General features: G+C 38.4%; 12 protein-coding genes. All 12 read left to right on the top strand.

Features of this window, described 5'->3' with window-relative positions:
• Window positions 1–10 precede the first annotated feature (10 nt).
• The 12 genes from gatA (at window position 11) to ACDF53_RS08530 (ending at window position 12,460) form a co-directional block, all read left to right on the top strand.
• Window positions 11–1,471, top strand: coding sequence for an Asp-tRNA(Asn)/Glu-tRNA(Gln) amidotransferase subunit GatA (gatA, locus tag ACDF53_RS08585; RefSeq protein ID WP_370816032.1), 1,461 nt, complete (start codon window positions 11–13; stop codon window positions 1,469–1,471).
• Entirely contained in the window at window positions 1,468–2,916 is a 1,449-nt protein-coding gene (gene gatB, locus ACDF53_RS08580; RefSeq protein WP_370816031.1) for an Asp-tRNA(Asn)/Glu-tRNA(Gln) amidotransferase subunit GatB, read from the top strand. The genes gatA and gatB overlap by 4 nt, the downstream gene beginning before the upstream one ends.
• A 167-nt stretch (window positions 2,917–3,083) precedes the next feature.
• Entirely contained in the window at window positions 3,084–3,500 is a 417-nt protein-coding gene (locus ACDF53_RS08575; RefSeq protein WP_287540043.1) for a DUF4229 domain-containing protein, read from the top strand.
• A 63-nt stretch (window positions 3,501–3,563) separates the two neighbouring features.
• Window positions 3,564–5,402 carry a DUF4080 domain-containing protein gene (locus tag ACDF53_RS08570; protein WP_370816030.1) on the top strand — a complete coding sequence of 613 codons (1,839 nt, stop codon included), beginning with the start codon at window positions 3,564–3,566 and terminating at the stop codon, window positions 5,400–5,402.
• Between the two features lie 81 nt (window positions 5,403–5,483).
• Complete coding sequence (locus ACDF53_RS08565) at window positions 5,484–6,449, top strand: TIGR01212 family radical SAM protein (protein WP_370816028.1); 966 nt, start codon at window positions 5,484–5,486, stop codon at window positions 6,447–6,449.
• An 8-nt stretch (window positions 6,450–6,457) separates the two neighbouring features.
• Entirely contained in the window at window positions 6,458–7,471 is a 1,014-nt protein-coding gene (locus ACDF53_RS08560; protein ID WP_370816026.1) for a PhoH family protein, read from the top strand.
• A 2-nt stretch (window positions 7,472–7,473) separates the two neighbouring features.
• Window positions 7,474–7,950: an rRNA maturation RNase YbeY gene (gene ybeY / locus ACDF53_RS08555; RefSeq protein ID WP_370816025.1), complete on the top strand. Its 477-nt coding sequence runs from the start codon at window positions 7,474–7,476 to the stop codon at window positions 7,948–7,950.
• Window positions 7,943–8,842 (top strand): GTPase Era, encoded by a 900-nt coding sequence (era, locus tag ACDF53_RS08550; protein ID WP_370816023.1) that lies wholly within the window; start codon window positions 7,943–7,945, stop codon window positions 8,840–8,842. The genes ybeY and era overlap by 8 nt, the downstream gene beginning before the upstream one ends.
• Window positions 8,843–8,896: 54 nt before the next feature.
• A complete protein-coding gene (locus ACDF53_RS08545; protein WP_156718937.1) occupies window positions 8,897–10,228 on the top strand; it encodes a hemolysin family protein in 1,332 nt (443 codons plus the stop codon).
• Entirely contained in the window at window positions 10,215–10,919 is a 705-nt protein-coding gene (locus ACDF53_RS08540; RefSeq protein WP_370816021.1) for a DNA repair protein RecO, read from the top strand. Before ACDF53_RS08545 ends, ACDF53_RS08540 begins: the two co-directional genes overlap by 14 nt.
• A gap of 283 nt (window positions 10,920–11,202) precedes the next feature.
• Window positions 11,203–12,006, top strand: coding sequence for a DUF3100 domain-containing protein (locus ACDF53_RS08535; RefSeq protein WP_119208065.1), 804 nt, complete (start codon window positions 11,203–11,205; stop codon window positions 12,004–12,006).
• Window positions 11,999–12,460: a hypothetical protein gene (locus ACDF53_RS08530; protein WP_004695934.1), complete on the top strand. Its 462-nt coding sequence runs from the start codon at window positions 11,999–12,001 to the stop codon at window positions 12,458–12,460. Before ACDF53_RS08535 ends, ACDF53_RS08530 begins: the two co-directional genes overlap by 8 nt.
• Window positions 12,461–12,587: the final 127 nt, after the last annotated feature.

The raw sequence follows: 12,587 nt of genomic DNA, 5'->3' as shown, positions 1-12,587 counted from the left end.
AGGTTTCGCTGTGGCAACAATTCATGAATTACACAAGAAACTAGTGAATAAAGAAATCAGTGCCGTTGAATTGACGAATGCTGTTATTGCACATAAAGCGAAAGTGGAACCGACTGTACATGCGTACTTATCCGATTCTCATGATCGTGCTTTAGCTACAGCTAAGCTTGTAGATGAAGCAATTGCTAAAGGTGAAGCTATTTCTCCATTGGCAGGTATCCCTGGTGCAATTAAAGATAATATTTGTATTAAAGATGAACCTGCAACATGTGCATCTAAAATGTTAGAGAACTTTGTACCTCCATACAATGCGTCTGTTATTGAACGTTTACAAGATAATCAATTTGTAAGTCTTGGTAAACTTAACATGGACGAATTTGCTATGGGTGGTTCCACAGAGAACTCTGCATTAGCAAAAACGACTAACCCTTGGAATGCAGATTGCGTACCAGGTGGTTCTTCTGGTGGTAGTGCTGCAGCTGTATCTAGTGGCTCTGCAATTTGGGCTCTTGGCTCTGATACTGGTGGTTCTATTCGTCAACCAGCGTCCTTCTGTGGCGTTGTAGGTTTAAAACCAACATACGGTAATGTATCTCGTTATGGTTTAATCGCCTTTGCATCCTCTTTGGACCAAATTGGACCTATTACTCGTGATGTAACAGATGCTGCTTTAGTATTAAATGCAATCTCTGGTCATGATGCGAAAGACTCCACATCCATTCCAGGTGCTCGTGTAGACTACACTACAGCTCTTGTAAATGATGTAAAAAATCTTAAAATCGGTGTGCCAAAAGAATTCTTTGGCGAAGGTCTCAATAGCGAAGTTCGTAAAGCTATGGAAGAGGCTATCGAAACATATAAAAAATTAGGTGCTGAAATCGTTGAGGTTTCCTTGCCTAACTCTAAATATGCGTTGTCTGCATACTATATCATCGCATTGGCAGAAGCTAGTTCCAACTTGGCTCGTTATGACGGTGTAAGCTATGGAATGCGCGTATCTGCAGATAATCTTGTAGATATGTCTACTAAAACTCGTACAGAAGGTTTTGGCCCTGAAGTACAACGCCGTATCTTGTTAGGTACCTATGTATTGAGTGCTGGTTACTATGATGCTTATTATTTGAAAGCATTGAAAGTTCGTCGCCTTATTAAAAACGAATTTGACGAAGCATTCTCCAAGGTGGATTTGATTTTGACACCAACTGCACCTAATACATCCTACAAATTTGGTGAAAAAGCTAATGATCCATTGGCAATGTACTTAGAAGATATCTGTACAGTACCAGCAAACCTTGCAGGTATTCCAGGTATTAGCATTCCAGCAGGTATGAGTAGCAGCAATTTGCCAATCGGCTTACAATTGCTCGGTCCTGCTATGGGTGAAGAAACATTGTTACGTGCCGCTTTCACATTTGAACAAGCACGTCCAGACTGTCAATTAGTAGCACCAACTGGGGAGGTTTCTCTATGAGTAGTAAATACGAAACAGTCGTTGGTTTAGAGGTTCATACAGAGCTTAAGACTAAGTCTAAAATCTTCTGTGGTTGTACCACTGAATTCGGCGGCGATCAAAATACACATGTATGCCCAGTATGCTTAGGCTTACCTGGTGCTATGCCTGTGTTAAATAAACAAGTAGTAGAATTTGCTATCAAAGTAGGTTTAGCATTGAACTGTGAAATTCTAAACTTTAACAAATTTGACCGTAAAAACTACTACTATCCAGATTTGCCTAAAAACTATCAAACATCTCAATACGATTTGCCAATTTGCTTGAATGGTCATTTAGACATCGAAGTAAATGGTGAAACTAAACGCATTGGTATTACGCGTATTCACATGGAAGAAGATGCTGGTAAACTCGTTCATAGTGGTAACACTATTTCCGATTCTAAATCTTCTAATGTTGACTATAACCGTACTGGTGTACCTCTTCTTGAAATCGTATCCGAACCAGATATTCGTTCCGGCGCAGAAGCGAGAGCCTATGTTGAAAAACTACGTTCTATCTTGCAATACTTAGAAGTATCTGACGGTCGTATGGAAGAAGGTTCCTTACGTGGTGACTGTAACGTATCCGTACGTTTGCGCGGTACTAAAGAGTTTGGTACACGTACAGAAACTAAGAACGTTAACTCTTTAACAGCTATCCAAAAGGTTGTTGAATATGAAGCATTGCGCCAAGCTAAGTTGATCGAAGCTGGCGGCAAAGTAGATCAAGAAACACGTACTTGGGATGATGCTCAAGGCATTACTATTGGTATGCGTAAAAAAGACGAAGAAAACGATTACCGTTACTTCCCTGAACCTGACTTGGTACCAATTGTAATTACAGACGAAAAAATTGAAGAAGTACGTCGTGCGTTACCAGAATTACAAGATGCTAAGATTGAACGCTTTGTATCTGAATATGGCTTGTCTCGTGAAGATGCTACAACCCTTACTGTATCCCGTAAAACAGCAGATTTCTTGGATGCTACTGTAAAAGCAGGTGCCGATGCTAAGATTGTTGCTAACTGGATGCTTGGTGATTTGTCTAAGATGATTAATGAAAGTGGCTTAACATTTGCTGAATCCAAAGTAAGCCCTGAAAACTTGGCTGGTATGATTGCTCTTATCGATAAAGGTACAATCTCTGGTAAAATTGCGAAAAAGGTTATTGTATCCATGTGGGAATCCGGCAAGGATGCAGATACTATCGTAAAAGAAGAAGGTCTTGTTCAAATCACTGATACTGGTGCTATCGAAGAAATCGTTAAGCAAGTTATTGCTAACAATCCACAACCAGTGGCAGACTTCAAAGGTGGCAATGGCAAAGCTATTGGCTTCTTAGTAGGTCAAGTTATGAAGGAATCTAAAGGCCGTGCTAACCCTGGTATGGTAAATGAATTGCTTCAAAAATACTTGAAAGACTAATTTGTCCGTTAGTATATAGTCGCATAAGCAATACAAATAAAAATATCCCCTAGAGATATATGAATTTATATCTATAGGGGATATTTATTTGCATTTTTATCATAGAAATATGGTATAATAAGTTGTATAAAATTAATTATTATTTTGGTCATATAAAGGACGTAACGATGTCTGATCAACACAATACAAATAACAATCAAAATACATATAGAAATAATGAACGTAGCGATAGCTTTGGTAGTAATGCTCACTTCGGAGAGCCAAATACACGGGTATTATCTGATGATGAACGCCGTGACTTTGATGGTGTAACCATTGAAGAGGTAGGAGACTCTGTTCATGTGGACTCTACACCTAGTAATATGAACGAAGAGTATCAACGCGGTGAAGAGTACAATCAATATGGCCCTCATGTTAAGGTGTATAGCTTTAATAGTACGAGTTGGCTAAGTCGTATTGTTTTAATTATCATTCTAGCAATTGTATTAGCAGCTGTAGTATTTTTTGGTGGCATTATCCTATCTGTTGTAGGGGTTGTCATTTTAGTGGGAGCTATTGTTTCCTTTATCTTTGGCCTCTTTTAATGGTATAATATATATATTATGACTAGACGGTGGCTGAGCCATTCGATGATATAAAGGGGACCTATGAACGTAGTTTTATCCACATTAAACTCAAAATTTATACATTCCTCCCTGGCTTTGCGATATCTCAAAGCCTACGGGCAGGCTCACGGACAGGCATACGATATAGTAGAATATACTATTAATATGCCTGTTTTACATATTCTTAGCGATATTACAGAGCGCAATATAGATGTATTGGGCTTTGCTTGCTATATCTGGAACATTGAAATGACCTTACATGTGGTGGACATGGTGAAAGCAGTTCGACCAGATATTAAAATTATCTTAGGCGGTCCGGAGGTATCTTTCACTGCCGATGAAATTCTAAATCGTTGCCATGCTGTAGATTATGTTGTACAAGGCGAAGGGGAAGAAGCCTTTTATAAACTCATTAGCGCACTAACAAATGGCAAGGATGGCCTTACAGAGGAAATTGCTGGCGTTCGTGGGCGCCATATTACAGGTCAACTTATGGGATCCACTGAGGCCGTAGAGGTTAAAGATCTTAGCACTATTCCATTTCCATATGTAGAAGAGGATATGATTGATTTAGAACATAAAATTATCTACTATGAGTCCTCTCGTGGTTGTCCGTTCTCTTGTCAGTATTGCTTATCTGGCAATAAGAATACAGTGCGATTCTTCCCACAAGAGCGAACTTTTAAAGAATTACAATGGTTTATCGACCATAAGGTAAAGCAAGTTAAGTTTGTAGATAGAACATTTAACTGTGCACCACATCATCATCGTCCATTGATGGAATTTATGCGAGATGCCAATACAGAGACGAACTTCCATTTAGAAATGGAACCTGAGCTCATGACAGAATGGGAAACAAATATTCTCTGTGAAACACCACCAGGGCGTATTCAAATCGAAGTGGGCGTACAAAGTACACATAAGAAAACTTTAGATGCTATTAACCGATATAATGATTGGCCGTACATTCAAAAGGCAATTCGCCCTATTATTGAGGCGGGACGCACACATGTACATATGGATTTAATTGTAGGCTTACCTTACGAAAATAAAGCACGATTTGGATTATCCTTCAATGATTTATTTAGCTTACAACCTCATGCGCTACAAATAGGATTCTTGAAACTATTAAAAGGATCTGGTGTACGCCGCATGGAGGCATACCAATATATTAGTGATCCGTTAGCGCCATATGAGGTTTTGAGCACTCATGTATTACCATATAATGATGTACGCTTCTTAAAGCACTTTGAAGATGTATTTGAACGCTTCTATAATAGTGAGCGTTTTAGAACTGTCTTTGCCTATATTGGTAGCAAGCTTATTAAGGAACATACTGATACATCCATAACTGGTGAAGCTATAGTAACAAATCATGTACCACCAATGAAAAAGTATGATCTCACAAAAGTGGAGCCTAAAAAAGACGCTTTTTCTTATTTCTGTGAAATGACACAAGCTTGGCTCGATGCAGGTAATCACAAGATTAACTTGAAAGATATCGACCAAATAGAGTTCTTATATAATTTCTTCTTGGCTAAAGGCGACAATGTAGCGGCCGAATTACTACAGTACGATACACTTGTTAGCTATCGTGGTAAGGTTCGAAGTGAAGCCGTAGGTTTGCCTAAGCAGACAAAGGAACTTTTACAAGAAGGGGAAGCATTCTGGCGAAACGAAGAGATCGCATCTCAGTATATTCCAAACTATACATTTAAAGAATGGCGTAAGATTCGCCAACAATATGTAGAAATGCCTATGTCCAAAGATACTGCATATGTATTGGGCATAGATAATGTACCTAGTACACCATTTACAGTTGTAATTGACGTTAATAAAGAGGTTAAACCATTTATACGTCCTGAAATAGAGGCTTGTTAGTAATATAAAAATAATTTATCTAATTTTGATAGTTGAAATATTACATAACAAGTGATGATTGGTTAGTTAAATAGGAGTGTTATGACCGATACAACGAGACCAAAACGATACCGCATGGTATCTAAATACTATAAAGAAACCTATGGGGAAAAGGTTTATAAGCTGCCTGTTGCCTTACCGCTAACGTGTCCAAATCGAGACGGTTCAGCCGGCGTAGGAGGCTGTACCTTCTGCGGTGAAATCGGTGCGGGCTATGAAAATCGTCCTGCTTGGATGACAGTACGCATGCAATTAGAAGAAAACATTGCTCACATAGGTCCTAAATATAAGGCGAAAAAATTTATACCTTATTATCAAAACTTTAGTAATACCTATTTGGGTCTTGATGATTTTAATAGCTATATGGAACAAGGCTGTATCGATGAAGCTGTAGGCATTGCTATTGCGACGCGACCAGATTGTATTGCCGATGAATATTTAGACATATTAGCTGATATTAGAGATCGTTTTCAAAAGGATATTTATATTGAATTAGGATTGCAAACGGTCAATTATGATACCCTTGAGAAGATTAATCGTGGCCATGATTTAGCTCAGTTTATTGATGCTGTATTACGCATTAAGAGATACGGATTTAATGTCACAACCCATATGATTGTCAATTTACCTTGGGATACAATGCAGGATACCATCGAAGGGGCCCGTATTTTGTCAGCCCTTGGCGTAGATCAAGTAAAATTGCATGCTTTATATATCGTCAAAAATACGTTGATGGCCAAGTGGTATCAAGAGGGGCAATTTACCTTAATTAGTGCCGAAGAATATGCTGATCGGGTTGTGAATTTTGTACGTCATTTACATCCAGATATTGTCTTACAACGTCTTGTCGGGAGAGCACCTGAAGATAATACGTTATTTACGAACTGGTCCATGGGGTGGTGGCGCGTTCAAGATTTAATTGATGATAAATTAGACGAACTAGATGCTCATCAAGGTGATTTATGTGATTATTTAAACGGCAAAGCCGTTCGTAAGTTTATAGATTAGGAGGTTATATGAGCGAACAAGTTTTTACATTTCCTACATATGACCTAGCACAATCCATACTAGGTCAACATAATCGATATCTGCATATGATGCTTGAAGTCATCTCTGCAGATGTAGTGGCACGCGGTGATACTGTTGTTATCAAGGGCGATGAAAAACAAGTAGAGGCCCTGTATCGCACGCTAGAAGAACTAGTATTCCTATACCGTGAAGGCAGTACTATTACTGAGTCGCAAGTTCGTATTGCAGCCAAACTCGTAGCTAATGGCAAAGCTGATGCTGTACATACTATGTTTGAAGATACCTTATCCGTTAACATGCGCGGTAAAAATATTACGCCTAAAACGGAAGGTCAGAAATACTATGTAGATAGCATTCGTAAAAATACCATTACCTTTGGTATAGGCCCTGCTGGTACAGGTAAAACATTCTTAGCCGTAGCGTTAGCTGCATTCTATTTAAAAAACCGCAATGTAGATAAAATCATTTTGACTCGTCCTGCTGTAGAGGCTGGTGAACGATTAGGCTTCCTACCTGGTGAATTACAAGATAAGGTAGATCCTTATTTGCGACCTCTTTATGATGCATTACATGAAATGTTTGGCATCGAGCAAGTACAACGCTTTATGGAACGTGGTACTATCGAGGTAGCACCACTAGCGTATATGCGTGGTCGTACCTTAGAAAACGCCTTCGTTATTCTAGACGAAGCTCAAAATACGACGGCTGAACAGATGAAGATGTTCTTAACCCGTCTAGGTAACAACTCTAAAATGGTAGTCAACGGTGATAAGACACAAATTGACTTGCCACCACGTGTTGTGTCTGGTCTTGGCGAGGCTGAAAAGGTATTGCGTCATGTACCTGGTATTCATATGGTTTACTTTAGCGATCAAGACGTTGTGCGTCACGATTTAGTAGGTCGCATTGTAAAAGCTTACGATCAGTATCATGAACGTAAATTAGCTGGTGAGACTGCGGAAACTAACGCAGCATCTAAAGAGCATGTAGCGAAAGGATAAGCATGTATATACATATTAGCTATGATGAAGGAATTCAAGAGGATTCCAATATTGAGGCCGTTATCCGTAAAGTTTGTGATGAAGTAAGTCGCGTATATGGCCTTGAAGAAGATGAAATGAGTATTTTACTCTGCGATAATGCTAAAATTCACGAGCTTAATAAGGAATATCGCGGTATCGATAGACCTACTGATGTATTGTCATTTGCCCTTAATGAAGGGGATGATTATGAAGGCAGTGAAGAGGAACATCACTTACTTGGTGATATGATTATTTCTTTAGAGCGCACTCGTGAACAGGCTATTGAATATGGACATAGCTTTGAACGAGAATTAGCGTATTTAACGACTCACAGTTGCTTACATATCTTAGGCTATGACCATATGAACGAAGAAGATAAAAAAGAGATGCGCACTGAAGAAGAATTTATCTTAGGTAATCTCGGTTATGTGCGGGAGGATGCACCATATAATGAATAAGAACGAATATTTTAAATCTGGCTTTGTTGCCGTTGTAGGACGCCCTAATGTTGGTAAATCTACATTAATTAATGCCCTTATTGGCGACAAAATCGCTATCGTATCCGATAAGGCTCAAACAACGCGTAACCGTATTATCTGTGTATATACAGATGAGGCAAAACAAATCGTTTTCATGGATACACCAGGTGTACATAAGCCAAAACATAAATTAGGTGAATTCATGGTAGATGCTGCCATTGAGTCCTTGAAAGAAACGGAAGCTGTTTTATTTGTAGTAGCAGGCAATGAAAAACGCGGCCCTGGTGATAACTTTATTATAGAGCAATTAAAACGTGTAAAAGTGCCTGTTTTCTTAGTCGTTAACAAGATTGATACTCTAAAAAAAGAGGAGCTTTTAGAAGCCATCGTGTCTTATCAAGATGCATATCCATTTGCAGGGGTTATTCCTATTTCTGCAAAGGATAAAGAGAACCTAAATGAAGTTCTAAATGTATTAGAAGAAACATTACCGGAAGGTCCACAATACTTCCCAGAGGATATGATTACGGACCAACCAGAACGTCTTATCATATCTGATATTGTTCGTGAAAAAATCCTATTGGCTACACGTGATGAAATCCCTCATGCTATCGCTGTAGATGTAGATGAAATGAAAACGCGTGATGATGGTACAACCTATATCCGTGCTACTATTTACTGTGAACGAGACTCTCAAAAGGGCATTATCATCGGTAAGAAAGGTGCCTTGTTGAAACAACTCGGTGCTGAAGCGCGTGCAGATATTCAAAAACTATTGGCTACAAAGGTGTACTTAGACCTTTGGGTTAAGGTTAAAAAGGATTGGCGTAATAAATCCGGTATGTTATCTGAACTTGGTTATAGAAAATAATTTTTGCTATAATAAAAACTAACTTGTTTTCCCTATTGTATGAAAGGAATTAAGATGGATAGTGTAGATGGCCTGTTACCCATAGGGTTTGGTCTTGTATGTATATTTTTAATTAACTTTTTTGTGGTCGCAAAGTTCTCCTTTGCTCGTCTTCGTAAAGAGCATGTTGAGGATATGGATATCCTTTTAGAGAAGGATCGAGAGTTTTTATTAAAACTCTATCAAAACCCTGAGTATTTTTTAAATACGACGCAGTTTTTGATTTTATTCTTTATTTTGGCTCTTGCTGGTACAGGCACCTATGTATTTGATAACATCGTAGATCAACTTGTAGCAGTATTTAATGTGCATAGTACATGGATGCACTTCGTACTAGATATACTTTTATTGTTATTAATTAGCTTAATCGTTTTAATCTTTGGTGAAATCGTACCTAAAGCATTGGGCTTATCGTTCCCAACGAAGTATGTAAATACTTATAGCCGTATCGTAGTAGCGGCTGGTCGTTTGGTATATCCGTTCATTTGGATTGCTAGCAAAATTTCCACCGTTATTTTGGACTTTTACAAAACAAAATATTTAACAGAGCTAGATCTTGTGTACTCTGAAGAAGAGATTCGTATGATGATCTCTCGAAGCCATGAAGAAGGTCAACTAGACCAAGTGGAATCAGAGTTGATTGACAATGTTTTTAACTTTGTAGACCGTAGAGCTAAAGAGGTTATGGTACCGCGTCAAGATGTGGATTGTATTTTCGTTGAAGACGGTTACGATGAAGCGATGAAATTTATTCGCTCTAAAGCACATACCCGTTACCCTCTATGTGTGGAGGATAAGGATCATATCATTGGTCTAGTTCATATTAAGGACCTCATGGAACGTCCTAACCAAGCGCGTAAGGATTTGCGTAATGTAAAACGAGATATCTTAACTGTGCCAGAGGTAATGAAGTTATCTACACTGCTACAATATATGAGAACTCGTCGTATCTATCAAGCTATCGTTGTAGATGAATACGGTGGTATGGTTGGTCTTGTAGGTCTTGAAGATATTATCGAAGAGCTCGTTGGGGATATTCAAGACGAACATGAACCACACTTACCAGCTAAAATTGCTTATGCAGATGGATCCTTCGAATTTGATGGCAAGGTCCTTGTAGACGAAGTAGAAGAAATGATGGACGTTGAAATCGACGATTCCGATTCTGATACAATCGGGGGCTATGTATTTGGTCTCTTAGAACGGACGCCAATCGTTGGTGATACGGTCGATGCATTGGGATATACCTTTGAAGTAACACAAATGCAAGGGTATCGCGTATCCCGTATTAAAGTAACACCTTTACCTGAAGAGGAAACAATGGAAGAAGAACATGAAGAAGCTTAATGGTGGTTTTAATACACCTGCCATCGTCATTAGTCGAAAAAAACATAAGCTATACTCTGTATTTACTTTTATCACACCTAGCTTAGGGATTATACGTGCATCTATACCGCATAAGCGTATGATGACCATGCGTAACAGTTCCTATTTACGTCCCTTTAGTGCCATGTATATAACGGTCGTACCTGATGGTGAATATGTAAATGTTACACAAATTGATGGTTCCTATGTGGTAGAATCTTTAGATGTGAATTTAGATAATATTGCTTATGCTGCAGTGGCTAGTGAGCTTATTCAAGAACTTTTTGCTATGTATGATGTAGATCGCAAGGTATTTGATACCGTTGTAAACTATTCCAAGCAAATACGACGCCGCAATGTACAGCTAGGAACGATAATGCTAGGATGGCAATTACTATCCCTTGCAGGGGTTGTGCCTAGTGCTAATGCTTTTTCACATCAAGATGGTATTGAGCCATTCTGGATACAGTTGAAAGAAACGACAAATCTTAGCATTTCTCGTTCTGTGAAAGCTGGATTACCACAAATTCTTGGTTATCAGTGGGGCGAAGACACGCCTATAGAACTTCCAAAAACAATTTGGAAAGAACTTGAAAAGCTACTATTTGCATACTGCGAACAAGAAATCGGTAAACCATTACAAAGCGTTAAGTTTTTAAATTCCATAATTTAAAGATAGTAAAAGGCAGTTTGAGAAATCAAACTGCCTTTTGTTGATTCCAGCATGTATGTCTGAATGGGCCATTTATTATGATGAACAAGATCAAAGGTTTCATAAAGTGAAACCGTCAATGATAGAAAATATTGTTATTGAGGTAATTGACGCTGAAAAAGGTATTTATATGATTGAAAAAAGATAATGCAAATAGACAAATGTACATCTGTAATTGACACTTTTGATAACAATTATTTATAATATAACAATGTTATATTATATGTTTTTATAGGAGGTCATTATGCAGCTTTTGGGAAATCTCAAAATACATTTTCTAGCGCTCGTATTAACCGTAGTCGCTGAATTTATAGGCATAAAAAAACTAGGTCCTGTTGTATTATTGCCATTATTGTACACATTGATTCTAGGTTTATTAATTTCTATTCCTAAATTTAAAATCCTAACCATTAAACAGATGGAAAAATCTGCAGATTATATCGGTATTGCCGTTATGATCTTGATGGTAAAAGTAGGCTTAGGCATTGGTCCAAATCTTGGTATTCTTACAAGTGCTGGCTGGGCATTGTTATTACAAGAGCTGGGCCACTTCTTTGGTACTATTGTATTCGGTTTACCTGTAGCTTTATTAGTAGGTATGCGTCGCGAAGCAGTAGGTGCTTGTTACTCTGTAGACCGTGAGCCGAACGTAGCGATTATTATCGACAAATTTGGCTTTAGCTCTCCAGAGGGCCGTGGTGTTATGGGCATGTACATTTGTGGCGTTCTTATTGGCGCTATGTGGTCCTCCGTTTTGGCGGGTATGTTGGCACAATCTGGTTGGTTCCATCCATTGGCATTAGCTATGGGCGCTGGCGTAGGTAGTGCTAGTATGATGGCTGCCGCTACAGCTCCAATCATTGCAGTATATCCTGATTATGAACAACAAATTATGGCTCTTGCTGGGGCAGCAAACTTGTTAACTACTGTTCTAGGCGTATACTTTGGTCTATTTGTTTCTTTACCAGTTATGGAAAAAACATACAATTTCTTTACAGGTCGTACACGTGAACAAGATTTAGCAGAGGAGGCAGCAAATCATGAGTAAAAGCGAAAAATTAACACAATTTGTCATCGTTATCTGTATTGCTGCTATCATCACTGCAGTAGGTAATGTAATGGATGGCAAACATCTATTTAGCGATAGTTTAGTTGGCGTAGCTATTTTGGCAGTCCTAGCTACAATTGGTGCTTTGATCTCTAATTTGCCATATGCTAATAAATTGCCTATGGTATTCTGGGTATCTTTAGTTGGTGTTATTGCATCCTTACCAGGTATGCCTGGCCAAGAATGGATTATTGCTAAAACTAGCCAAGTTACATTCCTTGCAACAACAACACCTGTACTTGCTTATGCAGGTTTATCCTTAGGTAAAGACCTTGGTGCATTCCGTCGATTATCTTGGCGTATTATTCCTGTTGCACTAGCTGTAACAGCTGGTACTTTCATCTGTGCAACAGCATTAGCACAATTAGTACTTCATTTAGAAGGTTTAATTTAATACTAAATCATAATGTTAGATGTCAAAACTATGTTAAGATATAATTATAGATTTATATTTTATAAGATATCTATACATTATGATTCCATGATCGACCGTATTTTATACGGTCGATTTTATAAAGGAG

Source organism: Veillonella sp., assembly GCF_041333735.1.
Taxonomy (GTDB): Bacteria; Bacillota; Negativicutes; order Veillonellales; family Veillonellaceae; genus Veillonella.
The sequence above is the reverse complement of the archived record's forward strand: the minus strand, read 5'-3'. Positions and strand labels throughout refer to the sequence as shown.

Coding starts and splice junctions, on each gene's coding strand:
- gatB (WP_370816031.1), top strand. CDS start 1,468: ATGAGTAGTAAATACGAAACAGTCGTTGGTTTAGAGGTTCATACAGAG.
- ACDF53_RS08575 (WP_287540043.1), top strand. CDS start 3,084: ATGTCTGATCAACACAATACAAATAACAATCAAAATACATATAGAAAT.
- ACDF53_RS08570 (WP_370816030.1), top strand. CDS start 3,564: ATGAACGTAGTTTTATCCACATTAAACTCAAAATTTATACATTCCTCC.
- ACDF53_RS08565 (WP_370816028.1), top strand. CDS start 5,484: ATGACCGATACAACGAGACCAAAACGATACCGCATGGTATCTAAATAC.
- ACDF53_RS08560 (WP_370816026.1), top strand. CDS start 6,458: ATGAGCGAACAAGTTTTTACATTTCCTACATATGACCTAGCACAATCC.
- ybeY (WP_370816025.1), top strand. CDS start 7,474: ATGTATATACATATTAGCTATGATGAAGGAATTCAAGAGGATTCCAAT.
- era (WP_370816023.1), top strand. CDS start 7,943: ATGAATAAGAACGAATATTTTAAATCTGGCTTTGTTGCCGTTGTAGGA.
- ACDF53_RS08545 (WP_156718937.1), top strand. CDS start 8,897: ATGGATAGTGTAGATGGCCTGTTACCCATAGGGTTTGGTCTTGTATGT.
- ACDF53_RS08540 (WP_370816021.1), top strand. CDS start 10,215: ATGAAGAAGCTTAATGGTGGTTTTAATACACCTGCCATCGTCATTAGT.
- ACDF53_RS08535 (WP_119208065.1), top strand. CDS start 11,203: ATGCAGCTTTTGGGAAATCTCAAAATACATTTTCTAGCGCTCGTATTA.
- ACDF53_RS08530 (WP_004695934.1), top strand. CDS start 11,999: ATGAGTAAAAGCGAAAAATTAACACAATTTGTCATCGTTATCTGTATT.